At 62.5% G+C, this 25,863-nt stretch carries 25 protein-coding genes and 1 other RNA gene; 13 read left to right on the plus strand and 13 right to left on the minus strand.

Going from position 1 to position 25,863, the window contains the following annotated elements:
- Positions 1-272: 272 nt before the first annotated feature.
- From C2L65_RS13130 to C2L65_RS13140, 3 genes are read right to left on the minus strand one after another with little or no spacing between them, the layout of a single operon-like run.
- Entirely contained in the window at positions 273-1,724 is a 1,452-nt protein-coding gene (locus tag C2L65_RS13130; protein WP_042317232.1) for an NAD(P)(+) transhydrogenase (Re/Si-specific) subunit beta, read from the minus strand.
- Complete coding sequence (locus C2L65_RS13135; protein ID WP_042317230.1) at positions 1,725-2,057, minus strand: NAD(P) transhydrogenase subunit alpha part 2; 333 nt, start codon at positions 2,055-2,057, stop codon at positions 1,725-1,727.
- 11 nt (positions 2,058-2,068) lie between these two features.
- Complete coding sequence (locus C2L65_RS13140; RefSeq protein WP_042317228.1) at positions 2,069-3,211, minus strand: Re/Si-specific NAD(P)(+) transhydrogenase subunit alpha; 1,143 nt, start codon at positions 3,209-3,211, stop codon at positions 2,069-2,071.
- 288 nt (positions 3,212-3,499) lie between these two features.
- Between C2L65_RS13140 and C2L65_RS13145 the strand changes: the two genes are divergently transcribed.
- From C2L65_RS13145 to C2L65_RS13155, 3 genes are all read left to right on the plus strand, one after another.
- Positions 3,500-3,997, plus strand: a complete 498-nt coding sequence (locus C2L65_RS13145) for an NUDIX hydrolase (protein WP_042317227.1) — start codon at positions 3,500-3,502, stop codon at positions 3,995-3,997.
- 43 nt (positions 3,998-4,040) lie between these two features.
- On the plus strand, positions 4,041-5,192 hold the full coding sequence (gene mnmA / locus C2L65_RS13150) for a tRNA 2-thiouridine(34) synthase MnmA (RefSeq protein WP_042317225.1): 1,152 nt from the start codon (positions 4,041-4,043) through the stop codon (positions 5,190-5,192).
- A gap of 296 nt (positions 5,193-5,488) precedes the next feature.
- Complete coding sequence (locus C2L65_RS13155; protein ID WP_042317222.1) at positions 5,489-7,099, plus strand: FMN-binding glutamate synthase family protein; 1,611 nt, start codon at positions 5,489-5,491, stop codon at positions 7,097-7,099.
- Between the two features lie 828 nt (positions 7,100-7,927).
- Here C2L65_RS13155 and loiP read toward each other — a convergent pair.
- Entirely contained in the window at positions 7,928-8,683 is a 756-nt protein-coding gene (gene loiP, locus C2L65_RS13160) for a metalloprotease LoiP (protein WP_042308036.1), read from the minus strand.
- 253 nt (positions 8,684-8,936) lie between these two features.
- Entirely contained in the window at positions 8,937-9,545 is a 609-nt protein-coding gene (locus tag C2L65_RS13165) for a glutathione S-transferase N-terminal domain-containing protein (RefSeq protein ID WP_042308035.1), read from the minus strand.
- A gap of 380 nt (positions 9,546-9,925) precedes the next feature.
- Here C2L65_RS13165 and C2L65_RS13170 point away from each other — a divergent pair, with 380 nt between their 5' ends.
- The 6 genes from C2L65_RS13170 (at position 9,926) to ruvC (ending at position 16,333) form a co-directional block, all read left to right on the plus strand.
- Complete coding sequence (locus C2L65_RS13170) at positions 9,926-11,326, plus strand: aminopeptidase P N-terminal domain-containing protein (protein ID WP_042308048.1); 1,401 nt, start codon at positions 9,926-9,928, stop codon at positions 11,324-11,326.
- A 21-nt stretch (positions 11,327-11,347) separates the two neighbouring features.
- The gene (locus tag C2L65_RS13175; protein ID WP_042308034.1) at positions 11,348-12,565 is read left to right on the plus strand and encodes a UbiH/UbiF/VisC/COQ6 family ubiquinone biosynthesis hydroxylase; all 1,218 of its coding nucleotides are present in this window, start codon (positions 11,348-11,350) and stop codon (positions 12,563-12,565) included.
- Between the two features lie 204 nt (positions 12,566-12,769).
- Positions 12,770-13,834: a tRNA dihydrouridine synthase DusB gene (dusB, locus tag C2L65_RS13180; RefSeq protein ID WP_007745700.1), complete on the plus strand. Its 1,065-nt coding sequence runs from the start codon at positions 12,770-12,772 to the stop codon at positions 13,832-13,834.
- On the plus strand, positions 13,831-14,064 hold the full coding sequence (locus C2L65_RS13185) for a Fis family transcriptional regulator (RefSeq protein WP_007587477.1): 234 nt from the start codon (positions 13,831-13,833) through the stop codon (positions 14,062-14,064). Before dusB ends, C2L65_RS13185 begins: the two co-directional genes overlap by 4 nt.
- 43 nt (positions 14,065-14,107) lie before the next feature.
- Complete coding sequence (gene purH / locus C2L65_RS13190) at positions 14,108-15,673, plus strand: bifunctional phosphoribosylaminoimidazolecarboxamide formyltransferase/IMP cyclohydrolase (protein WP_042308033.1); 1,566 nt, start codon at positions 14,108-14,110, stop codon at positions 15,671-15,673.
- A gap of 117 nt (positions 15,674-15,790) precedes the next feature.
- Complete coding sequence (gene ruvC / locus C2L65_RS13195; RefSeq protein ID WP_007587471.1) at positions 15,791-16,333, plus strand: crossover junction endodeoxyribonuclease RuvC; 543 nt, start codon at positions 15,791-15,793, stop codon at positions 16,331-16,333.
- Positions 16,334-16,351: 18 nt separating this feature from the next.
- Here ruvC and C2L65_RS13200 read toward each other — a convergent pair whose 3' ends face one another.
- Positions 16,352-16,984: a LysE family translocator gene (locus C2L65_RS13200; RefSeq protein WP_042308032.1), complete on the minus strand. Its 633-nt coding sequence runs from the start codon at positions 16,982-16,984 to the stop codon at positions 16,352-16,354.
- A gap of 163 nt (positions 16,985-17,147) precedes the next feature.
- Between C2L65_RS13200 and ruvA the strand changes: the two genes are divergently transcribed.
- Both ruvA and ruvB read left to right on the plus strand, forming a co-directional pair.
- Positions 17,148-17,729: a Holliday junction branch migration protein RuvA gene (gene ruvA / locus C2L65_RS13205; protein ID WP_028371854.1), complete on the plus strand. Its 582-nt coding sequence runs from the start codon at positions 17,148-17,150 to the stop codon at positions 17,727-17,729.
- 109 nt (positions 17,730-17,838) lie between these two features.
- Positions 17,839-18,903: a Holliday junction branch migration DNA helicase RuvB gene (ruvB, locus tag C2L65_RS13210; protein WP_042308031.1), complete on the plus strand. Its 1,065-nt coding sequence runs from the start codon at positions 17,839-17,841 to the stop codon at positions 18,901-18,903.
- 43 nt (positions 18,904-18,946) lie between these two features.
- On the opposite strand, the gene C2L65_RS13215 is transcribed toward ruvB, so the two are convergent.
- From C2L65_RS13215 to tyrS, 3 genes are read right to left on the minus strand one after another with little or no spacing between them, the layout of a single operon-like run.
- Complete coding sequence (locus C2L65_RS13215; RefSeq protein WP_042308030.1) at positions 18,947-19,621, minus strand: histidine phosphatase family protein; 675 nt, start codon at positions 19,619-19,621, stop codon at positions 18,947-18,949.
- 24 nt (positions 19,622-19,645) lie between these two features.
- The gene (dtd, locus tag C2L65_RS13220; protein WP_042308029.1) at positions 19,646-20,104 is read right to left on the minus strand and encodes a D-aminoacyl-tRNA deacylase; all 459 of its coding nucleotides are present in this window, start codon (positions 20,102-20,104) and stop codon (positions 19,646-19,648) included.
- Between the two features lie 43 nt (positions 20,105-20,147).
- Entirely contained in the window at positions 20,148-21,395 is a 1,248-nt protein-coding gene (gene tyrS / locus C2L65_RS13225) for a tyrosine--tRNA ligase (RefSeq protein ID WP_042308028.1), read from the minus strand.
- A gap of 247 nt (positions 21,396-21,642) precedes the next feature.
- Between tyrS and C2L65_RS13230 the strand changes: the two genes are divergently transcribed.
- On the plus strand, positions 21,643-22,773 hold the full coding sequence (locus C2L65_RS13230; protein ID WP_042308027.1) for an anhydro-N-acetylmuramic acid kinase: 1,131 nt from the start codon (positions 21,643-21,645) through the stop codon (positions 22,771-22,773).
- An 81-nt stretch (positions 22,774-22,854) separates the two neighbouring features.
- On the opposite strand, the gene erpA is transcribed toward C2L65_RS13230, so the two are convergent.
- The 3 genes from erpA to rplM all read right to left on the minus strand — a co-directional run bounded on the left by erpA (position 22,855) and on the right by rplM (position 24,313).
- Complete coding sequence (gene erpA / locus C2L65_RS13235) at positions 22,855-23,220, minus strand: iron-sulfur cluster insertion protein ErpA (protein WP_042308026.1); 366 nt, start codon at positions 23,218-23,220, stop codon at positions 22,855-22,857.
- A 260-nt stretch (positions 23,221-23,480) separates the two neighbouring features.
- Positions 23,481-23,873, minus strand: a complete 393-nt coding sequence (rpsI, locus tag C2L65_RS13240) for a 30S ribosomal protein S9 (protein ID WP_042308025.1) — start codon at positions 23,871-23,873, stop codon at positions 23,481-23,483.
- An 11-nt stretch (positions 23,874-23,884) separates the two neighbouring features.
- Positions 23,885-24,313, minus strand: coding sequence for a 50S ribosomal protein L13 (rplM, locus tag C2L65_RS13245; RefSeq protein ID WP_007587440.1), 429 nt, complete (start codon positions 24,311-24,313; stop codon positions 23,885-23,887).
- 602 nt (positions 24,314-24,915) lie between these two features.
- Between rplM and C2L65_RS13250 the strand changes: the two genes are divergently transcribed.
- Complete coding sequence (locus C2L65_RS13250) at positions 24,916-25,338, plus strand: OsmC family protein (RefSeq protein ID WP_007587439.1); 423 nt, start codon at positions 24,916-24,918, stop codon at positions 25,336-25,338.
- Between the two features lie 75 nt (positions 25,339-25,413).
- On the opposite strand, the gene rnpB is transcribed toward C2L65_RS13250, so the two are convergent.
- An RNA gene (rnpB, locus tag C2L65_RS13255) (RNase P RNA component class A) lies at positions 25,414-25,827 on the minus strand.
- Positions 25,828-25,863: the final 36 nt, after the last annotated feature.

Consider the following 25,863-nt stretch of genomic DNA (forward strand, 5'->3'; position numbering starts at 1 on the left):
GGGTCCCTCAGGCGGGGAGAAATGTTGGCGGTGTTAGCCGCTTTCTTTTGCCTACTTTTCTTTGCGGCGGCAAAGAAAAGTAGGTGCCGCCCCGCACAGGGGCGACGCTTGAAGCACGAAGGCACAGCGCGGATGCCAGCGCAAAGGCCAAAACACCGAACGGCAAAGCCTGAAACACGAAGGCATAACACGGATGCCAGCACAAAAGCCAGAACCACCAAGCAAACTGCGAAGGCGCAAAAAAACCAAGCGCCTCCGCGTAAAGCCCAACCTCAATCGACAGACTTGACCATATCCTCAATCACCTTCTTGGCATCCCCAAACACCATCATGGTCTTGTCCATATAGAACAGATCATTATCGAGCCCGGCATACCCCGCCGCCATCGAGCGTTTATTCACGATAACAGTCCGGGCCTTATAGGCCTCAATAATGGGCATACCAGCGATCGGCGACTTCGGATCGGTCTTGGCCGCAGGATTAACAACGTCATTCGCCCCAAGCACAAGAACCACATCGACCTGGCCAAACTCGCCGTTGATATCCTCCATCTCATGGACAATCTCATACGGCACTTCAGCTTCCGCCAGCAGCACGTTCATATGCCCAGGCATACGCCCGGCAACAGGGTGAATCGCATACTTCACATCCACGCCCTTCTCGATCAGCAGATCGGTCAGTTCCTTCAGCGCATGTTGAGCGCGTGCAACGGCCAGCCCATAACCCGGCACGATCACAACGGTCTCAGCATTGCCCAGCATGAACGACGCATCTTCCGCCGACCCCGACTTCACAGGCCGCTGCTCCGCCGATCCACCCGCCGTCGCCGCGCTCGCTTCGCCGCCGAAGCCGCCGAGAATCACATTGAAGAACGAGCGGTTCATCGCCTTGCACATGATGTACGACAGAATCGCACCCGAAGAACCAACAAGAGAACCGGCAATAATTAGCATCGCGTTGTTCAGCGAGAAGCCAATGCCCGCCGCCGCCCAGCCCGAGTACGAGTTCAGCATCGACACGACGACGGGCATGTCCGCACCGCCGATCGGGATGATGATCAGCACGCCCAGCGCAAACGCGATCAACGTCATGATGATGAACGGCAGCCACGATTGCGTGAGGAAGAAGATCACGCCGAAGCCGATCATCGCGAGCGCAAGCAGCAGGTTGATCAGATGCTGGCCCGCATAAACGACAGGCGCGCCCTGGAAGAGCCGGAACTTGTATTTGCCCGACAGCTTGCCGAACGCGATCACCGAACCGCTAAACGTAATCGCGCCAACGAACGTGCCGATAAACAGTTCGATCCGGTTGCCATACGGCAGGAAGCCCGGAATGCCTTCCTCGGCGCCGAGGCCGAACGCAGCCGGTTCCGACACCACCGCATACGCGATACACACGGCAGCCATACCGATCAGCGAGTGCATCGCCGCGACCAGTTCCGGCATCTTCGTCATCTCGACGCGCGCGGCGACAAACGCACCGATCCCGCCACCGACAACCAGCGCAACGAACACCAGCGAAAGACCCAGCGACAGATTCGAGCCGAGCGCGGCCGCCTGCTTCGAGATCAGCGCGACGGTCGTCAGAATGGCGATCGCCATGCCGACCATGCCGAACATGTTGCCCGTGCGCGCTGTCTTCGGATTGGACAGCCCCTTGAGCGCCTGGATGAAGCAGACGGAGGCGATCAGATAAAGGAGCGTAACGACGTTGAGGCTCATTTACGCACCCTCCTTCGAACCACCGGGTGCCGCGATCTTCTTCGGCTCCTTCTTCTTGAACATCTCCAGCATTCGCCTGGTCACGAGGAACCCGCCGAACACATTCACCGCCGCAAGCGCGACGGCAACCGTGCCGAAGAACTTGCCCGTGCCGCCGACCGTCAGGCCCGCTGCGAGCATCGCGCCGACAATGACAATCGCCGAAATCGCATTCGTCACGGCCATCAGCGGCGTATGCAGCGCCGGCGTCACGTTCCAGACGACGTGGTAGCCGACGTAGATCGCCAGCACGAAAATGATCAGGTTGATCACTGTATGGTTGATGACTTCCATCACCCGTCTCCTTATGCCTTGCGCGTGACTTCGCCGTCACGGGCCAGCAGCGTGGCCGCGACGATGTCGTCCGCGAGATCGATATTGAGCGCGCCTTCCTTCGTGAAGATCAGCTTCATGAAGTCGAGCAGATTGCGTGCGTACAGTGCCGAAGCATCCGACGCGACCATCGACGCGAGGTTCGTATACCCCGCGATCGTCACGCCATGCTTGACGACGACCTTGTCGGCTTCCGTCAGCGGACAGTTGCCGCCACGCTGCCCTTCATACTCGGGGCCGCGTCCTGCTGCGAGGTCGATGAGAACCGTGCCCGGTTTCATCGCCTGCACGGTTTCAACGGAGATCAAGGTCGGCGCGGCACGGCCGGGAATCAGCGCGGTGGAGATCACGATGTCGGCCTGCTTCGCCCGCTCGTGAACCAGCGCAGACTGGCGCGCGAGCCACGAGGGCGGCATCGGCCGCGCGTAGCCGCCGACGCCAACGGCCGCTTCGCGTTCCTCATCGGTTTCGTAAGGCACATCGAGGAATTTGCCGCCCAGCGACTCGATCTGCTCCTTCACGGCAGGACGCACGTCCGACGCTTCGATCACGGCGCCAAGGCGCTTCGCGGTCGCGATCGCCTGCAAACCGGCGACGCCCGCGCCGAGAATCAGCACACGCGCCGCTTTCACGGTGCCTGCCGCCGTCATCAGCATCGGCATGAAGCGCGGGTAAAGATCGGCGGCGAGCAAGACCGCTTTGTACCCCGCAATGTTGGCTTGAGACGACAGTACGTCGAGGCTTTGCGCACGCGTTGTGCGCGGCGCGGCTTCGAGCGCGAACGCAGTTATGCCTGCGGCTGCAAGCTTTGATGCGTTCTCGGCATTAAACGGCTCCAGCATGCCGACCAGCACCGCACCTCGTTTAAGAAGCGGGAGTTCTGAATCGGTGGGGCTTTGAACCTTGAGAACGATCTCTGCGCCGAACGCGGTCGGCGCATCGACGAGTTCTGCGCCCGCAGCTGCGTACGCGTCGTCCAGATAGCTCGCGGCCGTTCCTGCGCCGCTCTGTACGGTAACCCTGTGGCCCTGCGACACGTACTTCTTGACCGTCTCGGGCGTCGCGGCGACGCGTGTTTCGTACGGCCGCGTCTCGGCTGGCACTCCGATGTGCATCGTGAATCCTCCTCGACCATCCTGTTATGAAAATCTGGAATCGCCGACGAAGGGCAACGCCGGCAATGCAAAAGGCAAGTGCAACGGCTACGCACGGCTGGGGCTTCAGCCACGAGGTCCACTTTAACCGAAACCTAGGGGCGGATCGAAATTGGTAACGATCCCGGTATTCAGGAACACGATCCTCGTGTCTTTCCGTGCCTTTTGCATCGATATGTGCTAGAGCGAGGCGGTCCATTCTTCGCAGGCGCCGGCAAGCCCCGGCCATAAACGGTAAAATGCCGTCCCATGAAACCGGAAACCTGGGCTCCGCATGTCACGGTGGCGGCCGTCGTCGAACGCGATGGGCGCTTCCTGCTGGTCGAAGAACATACGCCCGCCGGGCTGCGACTGAACCAGCCCGCCGGGCATCTGGAAGCGGGCGAGTCACTGATGCAAGCCGTTATCCGCGAAACGCTCGAAGAGACGGCGCAGTCATTCGTGCCCGCGGCGCTGGTCGGCGTCTACATGACGCATTTCAGCCGGCCCGACACCGTCGATGGCCCGCAGGATGGCGTCACGTATCTGCGCTTCACGTATTGCGGCTCGACGGATAGCGAACCTCCAGAGGCCCGCGCGCTCGATCCCGATATCGTCCGCACCGTCTGGATGACCGCCGACGAGTTGCGCGCGTGTCCCGAGCGGCATCGCACGCCGCTCGTGATGCAATGTATCGACGATTACCTCGCGGGCCGGCGTTTCCCGCTCGACTTCGTGCAAACGCATTCGGTCGGGCCCTCCCGATAGAACGCGTGCTTCGGCACGACAAAGAGCAGTCAGGCAGAGTCACATGAGCAAACAGAAAGTGGTGGTAGGCATGTCGGGCGGCGTCGATTCGTCCGTCACGGCATGGCTGCTGAAGGAACAGGGTTACGACGTGGTCGGCCTGTTCATGAAGAACTGGGAAGACGACGACGACAGCGAATACTGTTCGACGCGTCAGGACTGGATCGACGTCGTGTCGGTTGCGGACCTGATCGGCATCGACGTCGAAGCGGTGAACTTCGCGGCCGAATACAAGGACCGCGTATTCGCCGAATTCTTGCGCGAATATTCGGCGGGCCGCACGCCGAACCCGGACGTGCTGTGCAACGCTGAGATCAAGTTCAAGGCGTTCCTCGATCACGCGATGTCGCTCGGCGCGGAAACCATCGCGACGGGCCACTACGCGCGCGTGCGCGAAATCGACGGCCGTTTCGAGCTGCTCAAGGCGTTCGATCACACGAAGGACCAGTCGTACTTCCTGCATCGCCTGAATCAGGCGCAACTGTCGAAGACACTGTTCCCGCTCGGCGAAATCCCGAAGAAGAAGGTCCGCGAGATCGCCGAGCAGATCGGCCTGCCGAACGCGAAGAAGAAGGACTCGACGGGCATCTGCTTTATCGGCGAACGGCCGTTCCGCGACTTCCTGAACCGCTATCTGCCAACCAAACCCGGCCCAATGAAAACCACCGAAGGCAAGACGGTCGGCGAACACATCGGCCTCGCGTTCTACACGTTCGGACAGCGCAAGGGCATCGGCCTCGGCGGCAGCAAGGACGGCAGCGGCGAGCCGTGGTTCGTCGCGGGCAAGGACATCGCGTCGAACACGCTGTATGTCGCGCAGGGCCACGATCATCCGTGGCTGCTGAGCCATACGCTGACGGCGGGCAACACGAGCTGGGTCGCGGGCCACGCGCCCGAGGAAGGCCATGCGTGCGCGGCGAAGACACGCTATCGCCAGGCCGATGCGGCATGCACGTTCGGCGCTGCCGACGGCGCCGACAAGAACGCGCTCTTTTCCCTTCATTTCGCCGACGCCCAATGGGCTGTCACACCGGGGCAATCGGCCGTGCTCTACGATGGCGACGTGTGCCTCGGCGGCGGCATCATCGAGCACGCGGCCACCGCGCAGCCGGTCGTCCGCCAGCCTCAGAAAGCGGCGCTGCTGACCGCGCGCTGAGCCCCGCGGGGAAAGGCTCGCGGGCACGATCCGCGAGCTTTTCCCGCAGACATCGCTGCACTGATTCCCGCTTCGTTGTATCTTCCGGGCGACGGTTGTCCTGCCGCCCGCGTTTCGGCGCGCTTACGGTTCGCTTCATGTTCCGGCAAACAGGCCGTTAACTGGGCAAGAACAACCCGCCGTACCGTTCGCAGCGCGATCCATCCCCACGGACGCCCGCTGTTTTCACGAGAAGACCCCGACGCCCTCCGCGCCGGATGCTTCCGCTGCGATGAATTCACCGCAATGGAGTTGTCATGTTTTCTCGACGTTATCTGGCGATGTGGTGTGCCATCCTGCTGCTCGCGGCCTGCGCCGCGCTCGCGGCAACCGGTCACATCGCATGGCTGTGGATCATCGTGCCCGTGCTGCTGGTCGCGCTCGGCGCCTACGATCTGACGCAGGAGCGCCACGCGATCCTGCGCAACTATCCGCTGTGGGGGCATTTCCGCTTCCTGTTCGAGTTCATCCGGCCTGAGATCCGCCAGTATTTCGTCGAAGACGATACGGAAGAGAAGCCGTTCTCGCGCGCGCAACGCAGCATCGTCTATCAGCGCGCGAAGAATGAAGTCGACAGCCGCCCTTACGGCACGGAAATGGACGTGAAAGCGACAGGCCACGAATTCATCAGCCATTCGCTCGTGCCGACGAAGCTCGACGGTCACGACTTTCGCGTCGTGGTCGGCGCGAACCGCGCGCAGCCATATTCGATGTCGATTTTCAACATCTCCGCGATGAGCTTCGGCTCGCTGTCGGCGAACGCGATTCTCGCGCTGAACCTCGGCGCGAAGAAAGGCAACTTCGCGCACGACACGGGCGAAGGCTCAATGTCGAAGTATCACCGCGAGCACGGCGGCGACATCATCTGGGAAATCGCGTCGGGCTACTTCGGCTGCCGCAACGACGACGGCACGTTCAACGCCGACAAGTTCGCGAAGCAGGCGAGCGAGCCGCAAGTGAAGATGATCGAGGTGAAGCTGTCGCAAGGCGCAAAGCCGGGTCACGGCGGTGTGCTGCCCGCTGCGAAGATCACGCCCGAAATTTCCGAAACGCGCGGCGTGCCGATGGGCCGCGACTGCATCTCGCCCGCTACGCACTCGGAATTCTCGACGCCGCGTGAGCTGCTCGAATTTGTCGAGCGTCTGCGCAACCTGTCGGGCGGCAAGCCGACGGGCTTCAAGCTGTGCATCGGGCATCCGTGGGAATTTTTTGGCATTGCCAAGGCGATGCTGGAGACGGGCATCCTGCCGGACTTCATCGTCGTCGACGGCGCGGAAGGCGGCACGGGCGCGGCGCCGCTGGAATTCACCGATCACATCGGCGTGCCGCTGCAGGAAGGGTTGCTGCTCGTGCATAACACGTTAGTTGGCGTCGGCTTGCGCGACAAGATTCGCATTGGCGCGAGCGGCAAGATGATCACGGCTTTCGATATCGCGAAGACGCTTGCGATTGGGGCCGACTGGGTGAATGCGGCGCGCGGGTTCATGTTCGCGGTTGGGTGTATTCAGGCGCAGACGTGTCACACGGGACGCTGTCCGACGGGCGTCGCGACGCAGGACCCGGTGCGCCAGCGCGCGCTGATCGTCACCGACAAGTCGGACCGCGTGTTCAACTTCCATCACAACACGCTGCATGCGCTGCAGGAGATCATCCAGGCCGCTGGCCTGCGGCATCCCGCCGATCTGCGCGCGCATCACATCGTGCGGCGGGTGTCATCGTATGAAGTGCGGTTGATGTCGGATTTGCTCAAGTATCTTGAACCTGGCGATCTGCTGGTTGGGCAGTATCGCTATACGTTGTATGAGAAATGGTGGCCAGTGGCGCGCAGTGATTCGTTTGCGCCGGAACTTGAGCCGGTTGTTGTGTGACGTTTTTTTTGGCGGGCATCCGCGGTTTGCTTCTGGTTTGCTAGTGTTGCCCCTGTGCGGGGCGGCACCTGCTTTTGGTTGTCTGCGACGCTGGGTTGTTTGCCCGTGTTTTCGCCGGCGTCCGCGTTACGGTGTTTGCCGTTCAGGCGTCGCCCCTGTGCGGGGCGGCACCTACTTTTCTTTGCCGCCGCAAAGAAAAGTAGGCAAAAGAAAGCGGCTAACACCGCCAACATTTCTTCTTGCCTGAGGGCCCCCAAAGGCTCTTACGCTTCACACGGCAGCATTTCTGTTCGCGTTCGTTGCCAACGCGCTGAATGAGCGCCTCACCCACTTCAAACACCCGAACAAGATCTAGCGGCAGCGAATGGTTTGTGCCGCCCAGGTGGCAAACTGTGTGTAGGTTGTCGCACCGCAAAGGTCAGCGCTCTTACCAGAAACACCAATCTTGCTACTCAGTCCGGAGTGATGCGGGTATGGCGCGAAAGCCTACACACAGTTTGCCACCTGGGCGGCGGTGAGATATCTGGCACGGCATGCCGCACGGCGATTGCGTGAAGCGGGTGAGGCGCTCATTCGAAGCGTTGGCAACAAGCATGCGTCACGTGGTTGCCGTGTGAAGCGAGGGACCGGTTGGGGGCCCTCAGGCAAGAACAAGAATTGGCGGTGTTAGCCGCTTTCTTTTGCCTACTTTTCTTTGCGGCGGCAAAGAAAAGTAGGTGCCGCCCCGCACAGGGGCGACGCTTGAAGCTAGATAACAACTCGCGGATGCCAGCGAAAACACAAGCAAACCACCCCGCCTGCGCAAGCAAAAACAAATCCCTGATCCGGTTACTTATTCGCAGCAATCCGTTGCTGGATATGTTGCGCCCGCGCCGCCGACGCCGGATGCGAACTCAACATACTCGACTTCCCACCATCAAGCTTGGCCAGCTTATTGAACGCAGTAACGAGCCCAGCCGGGTCCTGACCTTTCTTCTTCTGGATATCGAACGAATAGTCGTCCGCCGCCGACTCCTGCGACTGCGAGAACTGCGCGTTGATCAGCTTCTCGGAGAAATCCCCAAGTTGCGACGACGAGATCGCGGCCGTGACGCCGCCCGTCGACGACGCCACCGAGCGCAGCGCTGACGTCGCATACGCGACCTGCATCGCCTTCTTCGTATGGCCGAGCGCGACGTGCCCCATCTCGTGACCGACCACGCCGCGTACTTCGTCGTCCGTCATCATGTCCATCAAACCGCTATAGACACGCACGCAACCGTTCGCCATCGCCCACGCATTCACGTCCTTCGTGAGGTAGACCTTGTAGTTGACAGGCACGCCGTTGATGTTGTCGCCGAGCTGCGCGGCGATCTTGTTCAGGCGCTTCGTGTATGGGCTGCCGGCGGGCGCAATCTTGTTTTCCGCGTCCAGCTGCGCGCACGATTTGTCGGACAGCGTGCGCACGTCGGTGTCGGTGAGCGACGCAGCCTGCACGGCCTGCGTGCCGGACTGAACGAGGGTGTTGGGATCGAGGCTCATCCCCGAACAGGCGGCGAGCACACCGCACGCGGCGGCGGCGAGAGCAACGCGGATCGCTTTCATGACGAACGTCCCTTTGACGATGTGATCGATGGTCGTGCGAGCGCCTGGGCGCCCCCGCCTCATACCGCGAACGCACGCGCCGCGGCGGGTTTCATCCGGACTGACGCCCAAAGAAAAAGCGCCTGACAGGCAGGCACTTTTTAACATATCGAAAGGTATTTTCGTGGAAAACGAAAGCTTTCTTAACACTCCGTCACGCTCAAGCGATACGCGCGCGGCGTTTCGATGCGCGATGAATCGCCGGGGGCGCGGATCAGGTCAATACGGTGTCGATAAACGACTGACGCAGCGACAGCTTCTGATAGTGCTTGTCGAGATTCGGATGCTGCTCGCGCCAGTTGAGCTGCGGCATGCGGAAGTCCAGATAGCCCAGCGCGCAGCCGACGGCCACGTCGGCGAGCGTGTAGTGATTGCCCGCGCACCAGGCCTTCGCGGCGAGACCTTGCGCCATCGCGATCAGGCCATCGTCGATCTTGTGACGCTGACGCGCAACCCACGATTCGCTGCGATGCGCCTCTTCACGCAGCACGCCTTCGAGGCGGATCAACACGGCGGCGTCCATGATGCCGTCCGCCAGCGCTTCCCAGCAGCGCACCTCGACGCGTTCGCGGCCCGACTGCGGCACGAGCTTGCACACGGGCGACAGCGTGTCGACGTATTCGCAGATCACGCGCGAATCGAACACGGCCGCGCCGTCTTCCATCACGAGACACGGCACCTTGCCGATCGGGTTGAAGTCGTGGATCGCCGTGTCGTCGGCCCAGACGTTTTCGAGTTCGAGCTTGTAGTCGATTTTCTTTTCGGCGAGCACGATCCGCGCCTTGCGGACAAATGGGCTCGACAGCGAACCGATGAGTTTCATTACATCCTGCCTTGGATTGAAATTGGGCGAAAGTATAAGTGCGCCGGCGGGCGCTGGAAGGTTTTCCGTGCGCTGCGCGCCGCGCTTCGCCCCGCCGCCGCGCGGGTTGTAGACAGATTGCAACAATGCCGTGCGGGCGCGGGACCGTCTACCTGGCCTGATAGCCAAGGCGCCGCACGATGCGTTCGCCGAGGCGCCCCGCGTGTATCCCGACCCGCGCCCGGCGTTTCGATGCGCCGCCGGATTGCCCGGCCCGCGCGGTCACTGGCGACCCGGAAGCGTTTCCCGTAGGGCGATACAATCGCAACATTGCCGCGCGGTGAATGATCTCGCCCGCCGCACCGCCCTCCACCACGCACGATGAACCGCCGACCGCACTCATGACCGATCTGACTCCGGCAACCGATATCTACCGCCAGCGCCGCGCGCGCGTGCTCGATGCGCTGCGCGCGACGGGCGGCGGCGTCGCAATCGTCCCGACCGCGCCCGAAGTGCTGCGCAACCGCGACGCCGACTATCCGTACCGGCACGACAGCTACTTCTACTATCTGACGGGCTTCACCGAACCGGAAGCGATGCTCGTGCTCGACGCGAGCGCGAAGCAGGACGAGCCCGCGGCGATCCTGTTCTGCCGCGCGAAGAACGCGGAGCGCGAGACATGGGAAGGCTTCCGCTTCGGTCCGGAAGGCGCGCGCGAAGCATTCGGCTTCGACGCGGCCTTTGCCTTCGAAGAGATCGACACGCAGTTGCCGCGCATCATCGCCGACAAGCAGGCGCTGCACTACGCGCTCGGCGCGTCGGAACAGTTCGACGGCAAGGTGCGCCAGTGGCTCGACGCGGTGCGCATGCAGGGCAGAAGCGGCGTGCTCGCGCCGTCGGCGGTGCATGATCTGATGCCGCTGCTCGATGAGATGCGCCTCGTGAAGGACGACCACGAACTCGCGATCATGCGACGCGCCGCCGCGATCTCCGCGCAGGCGCACCGTCATGCGATGGCGGCATGCCGCCCCGGCGTGCGCGAATACGAGCTCGAAGCCGAACTGCTGTACACGTTCCGCAAGCACGGCGCGCAAGCGCCGGCGTACGGCTCGATCGTCGCCGCGGGCGCGAACGCGTGCGTGCTGCACTACCCGGCCGGCAACGCGGCTGCGCAGGACGGCGATCTGATCCTGATCGACGCGGCGTGCGAACTCGACGGTTACGCGTCCGACATCACGCGCACTTTCCCGGCCAGCGGCCGCTTCACGTCCGCGCAGCGCGAGCTTTACGACATCGTGCTGGCCGCGCAGAAGGCCGCGATCGACGTAACCAAACCGGGCGCGACCTTCGACGCGCCGCATCAGGCCGCCGTGCGCGTGCTCGCGCAAGGGCTGCTCGACACGGGCATTCTCAATCGCGATCTGTTCGCGGGCGTCGATGAAGTCATCGAGGAGCGTGCGTATGCGCGCTTCTATATGCATCGCACGGGCCACTGGATCGGCATGGACGTGCATGACGCGGGCGACTATCGCGAGCGCGGCGCGCCCGCCGATGAAACCGGCGCGCTGCCTTGGCGCACGCTGAAGCCGGGCATGGCGCTGACGATCGAGCCGGGCCTTTATATCCGCGCCGCCGATGATGTGCCCGAAAAGTACTGGAATATCGGCATCCGCATCGAGGACGACGCGATCGTCACGGCCACCGGCTGTGAGCTGATTACGCGCGACGTTCCCGTCGACGCGGACGAAATCGAAGCGCTGATGCAGCAGGCGCAACCCGCGCAGAAGGCCGGCGCGGCCTGAGCGCAAGGAACAGACAAGAAGATGAGCGAAGTCCACCAGGCGGCCAACGCGCCCTCCCTCCCTGCGAGCAACCCGCCCTACGATTACGACGTGACGATCGTCGGCGCGGGTCCGGTCGGTCTCGCGCTCGCGGGCTGGCTCGCGCGGCGCAGTGCGACGCAGAAGCTGAACGTGGCGCTGATCGACGCGCGCGAGCCGGAAGATTCGGTTGCCGATCCGCGCGCGATCGCCGTATCGCACGGCAGCCGGATGATTCTCGAGCCGCTCGCCTGGCCGTCCGACGCGACCGCGATCCAGCGCATTCACGTCTCTCAGCGCGGCCATTTCGGGCGCACGCTGATCGATCACTCGGAGCATGGCCTGCCCGCGCTCGGCTACGTGCTGCGTTATGGCTCGATCGTCCATGCACTCGCCGCGACCGTGCGCTCGACGCCCGTCCACTGGTTCAAATCGACAAAAGCACAGGCGCCGCAGCAACTCGAAGACGACGGCGTGCTGCTCCCGATCGAAAGCGCGCACGTCGCACGCACGCTGCGCACGCGCATTCTGGTGAACGCCGAAGGCGGCCTGTTCGGCGAACAGCAGGCGGGTTCGGGCGAAACGCGCGATTACGGGCAAACCGCGCTGGTCGGCACGGTGACGCTGTCGTCGCCGCAGCCGCATGTCGCGTGGGAACGATTCACGTCGCAAGGTCCGATTGCGCTCCTGCCGACGGGCGGCGTGCGCAGCGCGGACTACGCGCTGGTCTGGTGCTGCGCGCCGGAAGAAGCGGTGCGTCGCGCGCAATTGCCGGACGAAGATTTCTTGCGCGAACTCAGCGCCCAGTTCGGCGACCGGATGGGTCGCTTCGTGCAAATCAAGGGACGCGCGTCGTTCCCGCTCGGGCTGAACACCGTTGATACGCTCGTCAAGGGCAACGTCGTCGCGATCGGCAATGCGGCGCAGACGCTGCATCCCGTCGCCGGCCAGGGGCTGAACCTCGGCTTGCGCGATGCGCACGCGCTCGCCGACGCGCTCTCGCACTACGGCGCGACCCGCAGCGCGCTGATCGCGTTCGCGCAGCGCCGCGCGCTCGACCGCCGCATGACGATCGGTGCCACCGACACGCTCGCGCGCCTTTTCACCATCGACTTTCCGCCGCTGGCGGCGCTGCGCGGTCTCGCCCTCACCGCGCTCGAATTCGTGCCGCCCGTGAAGACGGCGCTCGCCCGCCAGATGATGTTCGGCCAACGCCGCTAGCGCGTTGCGACATCCCGTAGAAGTGGCCGCCGTTCTATGAGTGCGGCCACTTTCATAGAAGATTTAATGAGTTACCTCAGACGCGGTTCGATCTGGGTCAGCGCGTTAACGCTAAAATAGCGGTTTTCCCTCGTATTTTGCGGTACGTGCGGTGCGCGATTTCCAAGGTTTTGGCGCACCCTTCGCTCGCCGCCGATGTCCGCTATGCCCACTCTCGGCTCCCACACTCTGCGCAACAACCTGTTCGTCGCCCCGATGGCAGGCGTGACCGACCGGCCGTTCCGCCAACTCTGCAAGCGCATGGGCGCGGGCTATGCGGTGTCGGAGATGGTCGCGTCGAACGCGCAGTTGTGGAAAAGCGAAAAGACGATGCGCCGCGCCAACCATACGGGCGAAGTCGAGCCGATCGCCGTGCAGATCGCGGGCGCCGATCCGCAGATGATGGCCGAGGCCGCGCGCTACAACGTCGCGAACGGTGCGCAGATCATCGACATCAACATGGGCTGCCCGGCCAAGAAGGTTTGCAACGTCGCGGCCGGTTCGGCGCTGCTGCAGAACGAGCCGCTCGTGCAGCGGATCGTCGAAGCCGTGGTGAATGCCGTTGGCGTCGGTCCGGATGCCGTGCCCGTCACGCTGAAAATCCGCACCGGCTGGGACCGCGACAACAAGAATGCGCTGACCATCGCGCGCCTCGCCGAAAGCGCCGGCATTTCGATGCTGACGGTGCATGGCCGCACGCGTGCGGACCTGTATCACGGCGAAGCGGAGTACGAAACGATTGCCGCCGTGAAGGCCGCGGTGAAGATTCCTGTGGTGGCGAACGGCGACATTACGTCGCCGCACAAGGCGCGCGAGGTGCTCGCCGCGACGGGCGCGGATGCCATCATGATCGGCCGCGCCGCCCAGGGGCGCCCGTGGCTCTTCCGCGAGATCGAACATTTCCTGCTGACGGGCGAGCTGATGGAAGCGCCGCGCATCGACGAGATCCAGCAGGTGATGAACGAGCATCTGGAGGATCACTACGCGTTCTACGGCGAATTTACAGGCGTTCGCACTGCGCGCAAGCACATCGGCTGGTACACTCGCGGCCTTTCTGGCGCCAACGTGTTCCGCCATCGTATGAATACGCTGGACACGACGCGCGAACAACTGCTCGCCGTCAATGAATTCTTCGACGCGCAAAAGGCGATTTCAGACCGCCTCGTGTACGTCGACAACGAAGTCAACAATAACGGTGAGCAGGACCAAACCGACCGACTAGCAGCATGAGCAAGCACAATATCGAACAATGTGTCCGCGATAGCCTGGGGATGTATTTTCAGGATCTCGACGGCTCCAATCCGCACGACGTCTACGACATGGTAATTTCGTGCGTAGAAAAACCGTTGCTCGAGGTGGTGCTCGAGCAGGCCGGCGGCAATCAGTCGCTGGCAGCCGAGTATCTCGGCATCAACCGCAATACGCTGCGCAAGAAACTGCAACAGCACGGCCTGCTGTAGTTTCGGCGCCCTGCCACGCCTTTCATCGGCTTTTGTTCTCATCATGATCAAGCAAGCGCTCATCTCCGTTTCCGACAAGTCCGGCATCGTCGATTTCGCGAAATCGTTGTCGGACCTCGGCGTTAAGATCCTGTCGACGGGCGGCACCGCGAAACTGCTCGCGGACGCCGGCCTTCCCGTCACCGAAGTGGCCGACTACACGGGCTTTCCGGAAATGCTGGATGGGCGCGTGAAGACGTTGCACCCGAAGGTGCATGGCGGCATCCTCGCCCGCCGCGATCTGCCCGAGCACATGGCCGCGCTCGAAAAGCACGACATCCCCACAATCGATCTGCTCGTCGTGAACCTGTATCCGTTCGTGCAGACGATCTCGAAGGAAGAGTGCTCGCTCGAAGACGCGATCGAGAATATCGATATCGGCGGCCCGACCATGCTGCGTTCGGCAGCGAAGAATCATCGCGACGTGACCGTCGTGGTCGATCCCGCTGACTACGCGACCGTGCTCGAAGAAATGCGCGCGAACGGCAACTCGGTCGGCTACAAGACCAACTTCCGCCTCGCGACCAAGGTGTTCGCGCACACCGCGCAGTACGACGGCGCGATCACGAACTACCTGACGAGCCTCACGGAAGAACTGCAGCACCGCGAGCGCAACACGTATCCGGCCACGTTCAACCTCGCGTTCGACAAGGTGCAGGACCTGCGCTACGGCGAGAACCCGCACCAGAGCGCAGCGTTCTACCGCGACATCGCGGTGCCGGCCGGCGCGCTCGCGAACTATCGCCAGTTGCAGGGCAAGGAACTGTCGTACAACAACATCGCCGACTCGGACGCCGCGTGGGAATGCGTGAAGACGTTCGACGCGCCCGCCTGCGTGATCATCAAGCACGCGAACCCGTGTGGCGTGGCTGTCGGCGCGAACCCGCACGAAGCGTATTCGAAGGCGTTCCAGACGGACCCGACCTCGGCGTTCGGCGGCATCATCGCGTTCAACCGCGAAGTCGACGAAACGGCGGCGCAGGCTGTCGCGAAGCAATTCGTCGAAGTGCTGATCGCGCCGTCGTTCAGCGACGCCGCCAAGCAAGTGTTCGCGGCCAAGCAGAACGTGCGTCTGCTCGAAATCGCGTTGGGCGAAGGGCATAACACATTTGATCTGAAGCGCGTGGGCGGCGGTCTGCTCGTGCAATCGCTCGATGCGAAGAACGTGCAGCCGCACGAACTGCGCGTCGTCACGAAGCGTCACCCGACGCCGAAGGAAATGGACGATCTGCTGTTTGCATGGCGCGTCGCGAAGTTCGTCAAGTCGAACGCGATCGTGTTCTGCGCGAACGGCATGACGATGGGCGTCGGCGCGGGCCAGATGAGCCGCGTGGATTCGGCGCGCATCGCGAGCATCAAGGCGCAGAACGCGGGCCTGACGCTGTCGGGCACGGCGGTGGCATCGGATGCGTTCTTCCCGTTCCGCGACGGTCTCGACGTGGTCGTGAACGCGGGCGCAACCTGCGTGATCCAGCCGGGCGGCTCGATGCGCGACGACGAAGTGATCGCCGCCGCCGACGAGCACAACATCGCGATGGTCGTGACGGGCATCCGCCACTTCCGCCACTGATCGACTGACCTGCTTCTTCTCAAACGGCCCGGCAGTTGCAACTGCCGGGCCGTTTTGCATTTCGCGTTTGACGTTGTGCCGTTGTAGTATCGCAGGCACTGAATAAGCACGGCACCTATGAGAATTCTCGGCATCGACCCAGGCTTGCGCGTCACCGGTTTCGGCGTGATTGATCAGTCCGGCCATCAGCTCACTTACGTGACGAGCGGCGTCATCAAGACCGCCGATGCCGATCTGCCGTCACGCCTGGGCACCATATTCGAGGGTATTTCCACGCTGATCCGCCAACATGCGCCGGACCAGTCGGCGATCGAAAAGGTGTTCGTCAACGTCAATCCGCAATCGACACTGCTGCTCGGCCAGGCGCGCGGCGCCGCGATCTGCGGGCTGGTGGCGGGTGGCGTGCCCGTTGCCGAGTACACGGCGTTGCAGTTGAAGCAAGCCGTGGTCGGCTACGGACGCGCGACCAAAGAGCAGATGCAGCAGATGGTCGTACGGCTGTTGTGCCTGTCGGGCATTCCTTCCACTGACGCCGCTGATGCGCTCGGCATGGCAATCTGCCACGCGCATGGCGGCGGCACGTTGAGCACGCTGGGCGGTATTGCGCCCGCGCTTGCGAAGAAAGGCTTGCGGGTACGGCGTGGGCGGCTGATCGGCTAGACGCCTTTAACTTTACTGTCAGCGTTGCCCCGCCAATGCCAGCCGACATGCCAGACCGGCAAACACCGAGCCGAGCAAATACTGCGGCCAGCGCGACGGGCGCTTGCCGCTAGTCAGTTTCCGGCTCAGTCTGCTAGCAAGCAGAATCACGCTGCCATTCACAAAGAAGCCGATCACATTGAGCACGGTCGCAAGCAACATGATCTGCAACGCAACCGATCCCGCCTCAGGCTTCACGAACTGCGGGAACAATGCGAGCACGAACAGCGCAACCTTCGGATTGAGCAGATTCGTGAACAACCCTTGCCTGAAAATTCTGCCAACGGGATAGCGCCGCATCGATGCGTCCGGCGCGAGCATCGTGCCGTCCGAGCGGAACGTCTTCCATGCAAGATAAAGCAGATAAGCCGCGCCCGCGAAGCGCACGATGTCGTAGGCCATCGGCGCGGCAAGAAAGAGCTGTGACAGGCCGAACGCGGCGGCAAGCGCATGGCAATACGTGCCCATCAGAATCCCGGCGAGCGACGCAAAACCCGCTGCCCTTCCCTGGCTCACGCTGCGGGAAGCAATCAGCAACATATCGGGACCGGGCGTGGCGGTAAGCGCGAGACACGCGCCTGAGAACAGCGCGAGCGTGGTGAGACTCAGCATCGAAGACCCCTTTTGGTTAACTACGGAACGTCCAAAAGGGATCTCAGTGTATTGAGCCGCTGCGGCCTGGTCAATCGGCCGCCCTTCCACTTCGTAAGAAGCGGCGTACGAAAGCCCTCTACCCTGCGCTACACTCGCGCTTTCTCTCTCGATAGAACTCGCCATGATCGGTCGCATCGCCGGCGTCCTGCTGGAAAAGAATCCGCCTCATCTTCTGATCGACTGCAACGGCGTCGGCTACGAAGTCGATGTGCCGATGAGCACGTTCTACAACCTGCCCGGCACAGGTGAAAAAGTCGTGCTCCTCACGCAGATGATCGTGCGCGAAGACGCGCATCTGCTGTACGGCTTTCTCACGCCGCAAGAACGTTCGACGTTTCGCGAGTTGTTAAAGATCACGGGCATCGGTGCGCGCATGGCGCTCGCCGTGCTGTCCGGCATGAGCGTGCAGGAACTGTCGCAGACGGTGACGATGCAGGACGCCGCGCGCCTCACGCGCGTGCCGGGCATCGGCAAGAAGACGGCGGAGCGACTCCTGCTCGAACTGAAGGGCAAACTCGGCGCCGACCTTGGTGCGATGGCGGGCGCCGCGTCGCAATCCGATCACGCGTCCGACATCCTGAATGCGTTGCTGGCATTGGGTTACTCCGAAAAAGAAGCCTTGGCTGCCATCAAGAACGTGCCTGCGGGTACGGGCGTTTCCGAAGGCATCAAGCTCGCGTTGAAGGCGCTGTCGAAGGCCTGATCGTGCTTTCAACGAGCGGCGTGTATGAAGCTTCGCACGCCGCCAAAGCACGCGCACCCTGGCCATTCGGCCAGGTATTCGAGCGAGCGGTGCGCGGTACAATGCCTGCATGATCGAACACGACAAACTCGCCGCCGAACGCATCATCGCCGCCACGCCCGTGTCGTCGAACGAGGAAGCGTTCGAGCGCGCGTTGCGCCCGCGCCAACTCGATGAATATGTCGGCCAGGAAAAGGTGCGCGGCCAGCTGGAAATCTTCATCGAAGCCGCCAAGCGCCGCAAGGAATCGCTGGATCACGTGCTGCTGTTCGGGCCGCCGGGCCTCGGCAAAACCACGCTCGCGCATATCATCGCGCGCGAGATGGGCGTCAATATGCGGCAGACGTCGGGCCCCGTGCTGGAACGCGCGGGCGACCTCGCCGCGCTGCTGACCAATCTCGAAGCCAACGACGTGCTCTTCATCGACGAGATTCACCGGCTGTCGCCCGTCGTCGAGGAAATCCTGTACCCGGCGCTCGAGGATTACCAGATCGACATCATGATCGGCGAAGGGCCCGCTGCGCGCAGCGTGAAGCTCGATCTGCAGCCGTTCACGCTGGTCGGCGCGACCACGCGCGCGGGCATGCTGACCAATCCGTTGCGCGACCGCTTCGGTATCGTCGCGCGGCTGGAGTTTTATAACGCCGAGGAACTGGCGCGCATCGTGAGCCGCTCGGCCTCGCTGCTGGGCGCGCAGATTCATCCCGATGGCGCGCTGGAAATCGCCAAGCGCTCGCGCGGCACGCCGCGTATCGCGAACCGGCTCCTGCGCCGCGTGCGCGACTTCGCCGAGGTGAAGGCGGACGGCAATATCACCGCGAAGGTCGCGGATGCCGCGCTGAAAATGCTCGACGTCGATCCCGTTGGCTTCGATCTGATGGACCGCAAGCTGCTCGAAGCGATCCTGCACAAGTTCGATGGCGGGCCAGTCGGCGTGGATAATCTGGCGGCCGCGATCGGCGAAGAGCGCGACACGATCGAAGACGTGCTCGAACCGTATCTGATCCAGCAAGGCTTCTTGCAGCGCACGCCGCGCGGACGCGTCGCCACGCTGTTGACGTATCGGCACTTCGGCCTTGCCGCACCTGATACGGCAAGCCCGGTACGCAATCTGTGGGATTCGGAGCCGACCTAAGCGGCTCCTGGATGGGAAACGCGGCGCTGCCGCGTCATCAGACTCAACGCCCGGCTTCGGGCGTTTTTTTCTTGAAGCTGTCGTCTTCGGCGTGGCCGTCGAGATGCGCGACATCGGCCCATGACACAACCTTCGCGCGGCCGTCTTCGAATTCGACCACATTCACGCTCGTGTTCAGCAACGCGTAGTTGCGCGGCGCATCCAGCGGCAAACCATTCGCGAAGCGATACACGCAGTCCAGCACACCGCCATGCGCGACGACCGAAATCCGTCCGTTCGGATGCGCGGCGACGACCGGCTCAAGCGCATGCAGAACGCGATGATAAAACACGCGCTGCGATTCACCCTCGGGCGGCGAAAAGCCCGGATCGCGCGTCTGCCACTGCGAGTATTCGTCGGGGAAGCGCAGCGCGATCTCGTCGCTGTCGTGTCCCTGAAACGCGCCGTAATTGCGCTCGCGCAAGCCCTTGCTGAGGTTCAGCGGCAGCCCTAGCACGTCTGCAAATGGCTGCGCCGTTTGTTGCGCGCGCATGAGATCGCTCGAATAGATCGCGTCGAGCCGCGCGCCTTCCCGCGCCTCGCGCGCGAAACGTTCGGCGAGACGTTGCGCCTGGTCGACGCCGCTCGTCGCGAGCGGAATATCGATGTGCCCTTGAATCCGCTTGATGCGGTTCCAGTCGGTCTCGCCGTGTCGGATGAAGAGGACTTGTGTTGCCATGGAATCGGAGCCGGAAAACAAAGGTTATGCGCGCGTCTGCAACCAGAACGTCACCGGGCCGTCGTTGACGAGCGACACCTGCATGTCCGCGCCGAATTCGCCCGTCTCGACGATGGGATGCTTCGCGCGCGCCGCGGCCACGAAGTAGTCGAACAGGCGCTTGCCTTCGTCGGGCGGTGCGGCGGGCGTGAAGCTCGGGCGCAGGCCGCTGTTGGTATCGGCGGCCAACGTGAACTGCGACACGAGCAGCAGGCCGCCCGCGCGCCCCGCGCCGTCGATATTCTGCACGGGCAGGTTCATCTTGCCCGCGGCGTCGCTGAACACGCGGTAGCCGAGCATTTTGGCGAGCAGTTTGTCGGCGGCGGTATCGGTATCGCCGCGCTCGGCGCAGACCAGCGCGAGCAGGCCCGCGTCGATTGCGCCCGTCACGCGGTCAGCCACGCGCACCTCGGCGCGCCGCACGCGTTGAATCAGCGCGATCATGCGGCGCGCTGCCGTTGCGTCGCTTGCAGAGGCTCGCAGAACATCATGCCGTCAGCGTGACACGCGCAAAACGGCGCTTGCCGACCTGCACGACGAACTCGCCGGCTTCGATCTTCAGGCCCTTGTCCGACACAGTCGCGCCGTCGATCTTCACGCCGCCCTGCTCGATGTTACGCAGCGCTTCGCTCGTCGACGGCACGAGACCTGCCTGCTTCAGCAGTTGCCCGATCGCGATCGGCGCGCCCGCGAGTGTCACCGACGGGATATCGTCCGGCACGCCGCCCTTCGCGCGGTGGTTGAAGTCTTCCAGCGCGCGCTCGGCGTCGCCTTGCGAGTGGAACCGCGCGACGATTTCCTGCGCGAGCAACACCTTGAAGTCGCGCGGATTGCGACCGCCTTCGATTTCACGCTTGAACCCTTCGATCTCGGCCATCGGACGGAACGACAGCAGTTCGAAGTAGCGCCACATCAGCACGTCGGAGATGCTCATCAGCTTGCCGAACATGTCGTTTGGCTTTTCGCCGATACCGACGTAGTTGCCCTTCGACTTCGACATCTTCTCGACGCCATCCAGTCCTTCGAGCAGCGGCATCGTCAGAATGCACTGCTGTTCCTGGCCGTACTGCTTCTGCAGTTCGCGGCCGACCAGCAGATTGAACTTCTGATCCGTGCCGCCGAGTTCGAGGTCGGCGTTCAGCGCGACCGAGTCGTAGCCCTGCATCAGCGGATACAGGAATTCGTGGATCGAGATGGGTACGCCGCCCTGGAAACGCTTCGTGAAGTCTTCTCGCTCCAGAATACGCGCGACTGTGTAGCGCGACGCGAGCTTGATCATACCGTCGGCGCCGAGCGGCATCGACCATTCGCTGTTGTAGCGGATTTCCGTCTTCTCGCGGTCGAGCACCAGCGCGGCCTGCTCGAAGTACGTCTTCGCGTTCGATTCGATCTGCTCGCGCGTGAGCGGCGGGCGCGTTGCGTTGCGGCCGGACGGATCGCCGATCAGCGAGGTGAAATCGCCGATCAGGAAGATCACCGTGTGGCCGAGATCCTGCAACTGGCGCATCTTGTTCAGCACAACGGTGTGGCCGATGTGGATGTCGGGCGCCGTCGGATCGAGACCGAGCTTGATGCGCAGCGGCGTACCCGTGGCCGCGCTTTTCGCGAGCTTTTGCGCGAACTCCTCTTCGATCAGCAGTTCGTCGACGCCGCGCTTCGTGACTTCGAGCGCGTGACGGACTTCGTCGGTGATCGGGAACGCGGAATTGGGCTTGGCGGTGGACTCGGTGCTCATGCTGGAACGGGAGATCGCAAAAAGAGAGATTGTCCCATAGTTGCGGCGCATTGCGCCCTGATCTCACGCGAAACGCGGTCCAACTCGCGACAGGATATGGCGCGGGCGGCGAATGTGGACCGTCGTGCGCGCTCGCGCCGCTCGTTTCATCGATTGTTTCGCGGCGCACCGATGAGCGACAATCGTCGTCAACGAGGCGCCGGAAGCATTCACGAGGCGCGACGAACGACGATCAGAGGAGCAAAGCGTGGCCAAAGACGCGGCAGATGGCGTGTATTTCGGGTTGATGTCAGGCACGAGCATGGACGGCGTGGACGGCATCGCGGTCGAATTCGCGAAGGGCAAGGCGCCCGTCGTGCGGTCGCAGGCGTTCGTGGGCTTCTCCGAAGGTTTGCGCGACGCGCTGTTCGCCCTCCAGCAACCAGGAGACAACGAGATCGAGCGCGAGGCGCTCGCCGCCAACGCGCTAGCCGCGCGCTACACGGTGTGCTGCCATGAGTTGCTGCGCTCGGGCAACCTGTCGGCTGCGGACGTCCGCGCGATCGGCGTGCATGGGCAGACGGTGCGGCATCGGCCGGAAAAGGGCTACACGAAGCAGATCAACAATCCGGCGCTGCTGGCCGAAATGATGCATATCGACGTGATCGCCGATTTCCGCAGTCGCGACGTCGCGGCGGGCGGTCAGGGCGCGCCGCTCGTGCCGGCCTTCCACGCGACGGTTTTCGGCGCGAAGAACGAGACGCGCGTGGTCTGCAATCTGGGCGGAATCAGCAATATCACGATCCTGTCGGCAAACGGCGCGGTGCGCGGCTTCGATTGCGGCCCCGCTAACGCGCTGCTCGACGAATGGGCGCACCGGCATCTGAACAAGCCATTCGACGAGAACGGCCAGTTCGCGGCGTCGGGTCAGGTGCATCGTCCGTTGCTGAACGCTTTTCTCGACGAGCCATTTTTCGAGGCGCAGCCGCCGAAGAGCACGGGCCGCGACCTGTTCAACCCCGAATGGCTCGACACCCGGTTGCAAGGATTCGCCAATGTCAGCCCCGCCGACGTTCAGGCGACGCTGGTCGCGCTGACGGCCGTGACGGTCGCGCGCGAGGTCGAGCGCCACGCGCCCGATTGCAAGGCGGTGTATGTGTGTGGCGGCGGCGCACGCAATCCGGAAATCATGAAGGCACTGCAGGGCGCGCTCGCCGAAAGCGGCTGCAGCGGCGTCCCCGTCATGACGACGGAGGCGCTCGGCGTGCCGCCGCATCAGGTGGAGCCGCTGGCCTTTGCGTGGCTGGCCATGCGTTGCGTTGCACGCGAACCGGGGAATTTGCCGTCCGTGACGGGCGCGGCGGACGAGCGAGTGCTTGGCGCGATTTATCCGCGCTGACGCGGCATGCGAAACTAGCGTAGAAATAAAAAACGGGGCCAAAGCCCCGTTTTTGCTGCAACTTACGCGAAAAAGCAGCGATTACACCGAGAACGACGAGCCGCAACCACAGGTGGTCGTGGCGTTCGGGTTCTTGATGACGAACTGCGCGCCGTTGATGTCGTCCTTGTAATCGATCTCTGCGCCAACCAGATACTGGTAGCTCATCGAATCGATCAGCAACTGGACGCCGCTCTTGTTCATCACGGTGTCGTCTTCGTTGATGGCTTCGTCAAACGTGAAGCCGTACTGGAAGCCCGAGCAGCCGCCACCCTGCACGAAAACGCGCAGTTTCAGCTCCGGGTTGCCTTCTTCTTCGATCAGTTCTTTAACCTTGTCAGCCGCCGCGTCAGTAAAGACGAACGGTGCCGGCATCTCGGCCACGGGGGTGTCGGTCACTGCGTTCATGCGAACTCTCCAAAATAGCTTCTACACGCTATTGTATTGCTGTTCCCAATATCGTGCTGAAGCCCATGAAATCAATAGGTTCTTATGCAGACCGGCTGATTCATGCGGGCGACAGGTGTCAACCATGTCCTCGTACACCTGTCAGCGATGTCCGCATACGGACCGAACGTGCAGCACGACAAATAAAAAAGCCGCCTTCGCAGATGCGTTGGCGGCTTTCTGCAGCAGGCCCTGTCTGAAACAGAGCCAGCTCGAAACGATTAACGCTTCGAGAACTGCTTGCGGCGACGCGCCTTGTGGAAACCGACCTTCTTACGCTCGACTTCACGTGCGTCACGCGTCACGAAGCCTGCGTTCGACAGAGCCGGCTTCAGCGTTGCGTCGTAGTCCATCAGAGCGCGGGTGATGCCGTGGCGAACTGCACCAGCTTGACCCGTTTCACCGCCGCCCGTCACGTTGACCTTGATGTCGAACGTAGCAGCGTGGTTCGTGAGTTCCAGCGGCTGACGCACGATCATCAGCGACGTTTCGCGCGAGAAGTAGTCGGCGATAGGCTTGCCGTTGACGACGATCTCGCCCTTGCCTGCCTTGATGAAGACACGAGCAACAGCGCTCTTGCGGCGGCCCGTACCGTAATTCCAGTTACCGATCATGTGGGCTCCCCTTAGATCTCGAGCGCCTTCGGCTGTTGCGCCGAATGCGGATGCGTTGCTTCGGCGTAGACCTTCAGCTTCTTGATCATCGCGTAGCCGAGCGGGCCCTTCGGCAGCATGCCCTTGACCGCTTTCTCGAGCGCGCGGCCCGGGAAGCGTTCTTGCATCTTGCCGAACGTCGTCTCATAGATACCGCCCGGGTAGCCCGAGTGGCGATAGTACTTCTTGTCCGTGGTCTTGTTACCCGTGACCTTCAGCTTGCCGGCGTTGATAACGATGATGAAATCACCGGTGTCGACGTGCGGAGTGAATTCAGGCTTGTGCTTGCCGCGAAGACGGTGTGCCACTTCGCTGGCGACACGCCCGAGAACCTTATCCGTCGCGTCAATCACGTACCATTCGCGCGTAACCTCATGGGCTTTTGCGGAAAACGTCTTCATGATCGATCCAAAAAATAGTGCTGCGCCCTGTGTTTTTTTCCTGCTTGTATGTGCGCTTCGAGGCGCGTGCAGGCTCTCCCTGGTTCTTCATCCGCGGGCGCGACTGCGGAAAAGCCCTGAATTATAAAGGAATTTGCGCCAAGGAGTCAAAGCACCCGGACAACGGAAAGCTGAGGACGAAAAAAAGCCCGAACTAGCGGTTCGGGCTTAATCCACCTTAGGAGGAGGGTGGAGGAGACATGCGGAGATTGTCGAACTGCGACAACCAATGAACTGATTATAGGGTTGGTGCTTGTGCGACGCAAGAACATTTGCAATGCGAAATTGAATTTCATTATGCGGAATTTTGCCACGACAATCGTAATCTCAAATAAATTTCCTGAAAACAATGACTTAGCCTGCGCGGACAGAAAGACCGCTGCAGTTGTCCTAGAGCAACACACCTAAAATCGTCCGTGCTACCCCTTATGCGCCGACCATGCCGCAGCGCAGCAGGCAAGGTGCAATCCGCATAGCCCGCCGCCAATGTCGCTCCGGGCAAGCCATCATCCTCCGGGCTACAATGCGCATCTCGAATTCAAGCTTGTGAGCGGAGTACAAGAATGGAATGCAAAGTCAGCTGGATGGGTCAGGACGGCATGGCGTTCGCCGCCGAAACGGGCAGCGGCCACCTCGTCGCGATGGACGGCGCGCCTGAAGGCGGCGGCCGCAATCTGGCGCCCCGTCCGATGGAAATGGTGCTGCTGGGCACTGGCGGATGCACGGCGTACGACGTCGTGATGATCCTGAAGAAGAGCCGTCAGGAAATCAGCGGCTGCTCGGTGACGCTGAAAGCCGAACGTGCAAGCGAGGACCCGAAGGTATTCACGAAGGTCCACTTCCATTTCACGGTGACGGGCAAGAACCTCAATCCGTCGACGGTGGAACGCGCGATCAATCTGTCGCACGACAAATATTGCTCGGCGTCGATCATGATCGCGAAAACGGCCGAGCTCACGCATTCGTTCGACATCGTCGCGGACTAAAGCCGCCTGGAGCAGCTCGCGCGCTGAAAAAGAAAATGCCGGCGTCCCAACGGACGCCGGCATTTGTCATTTGAGCGGCAAAGCAGGCCGATAAGCCGGATTTTGTGCGCGCAACGCGCCCGAAAGCGCGCCACGCGTGGCAGCCATTCCTCTAGACGCGCCATTGCTGACGCGCTCAAGCTTCCTACCCGCTGACGTGACGGGGGCCCCGCCCTGCATCTCGAAGATGCTAGCCAGCCTACTTGGAATTGCTCCGGGTGGAGGTTACCGTGCCGGTCTGCCTCGCAGCAGCCGCGGTGCGCTCTTACCGCACCGTTTCACCCTTACCTGATCCCGACTTGCGCCGGGCCATCGGCGGTTTGCTTTCTGTTGCCCTGTTCCGCGTGTTGCCACGGATGGCCGTTAGCCATCACCCTGCCCTGTGGAGTCCGGACTTTCCTCGCCCTCGCCGGCCGAAACCGCCGAGGCCGCGACTGCCTGGCCTGCTTTGCTGGCGGGGATTTTAACATCTGGCGTTCCGCGAGA

It is taken from the genome of Paraburkholderia terrae, assembly GCF_002902925.1.
Lineage (GTDB): Bacteria > Pseudomonadota > Gammaproteobacteria > Burkholderiales > Burkholderiaceae > Paraburkholderia > Paraburkholderia terrae.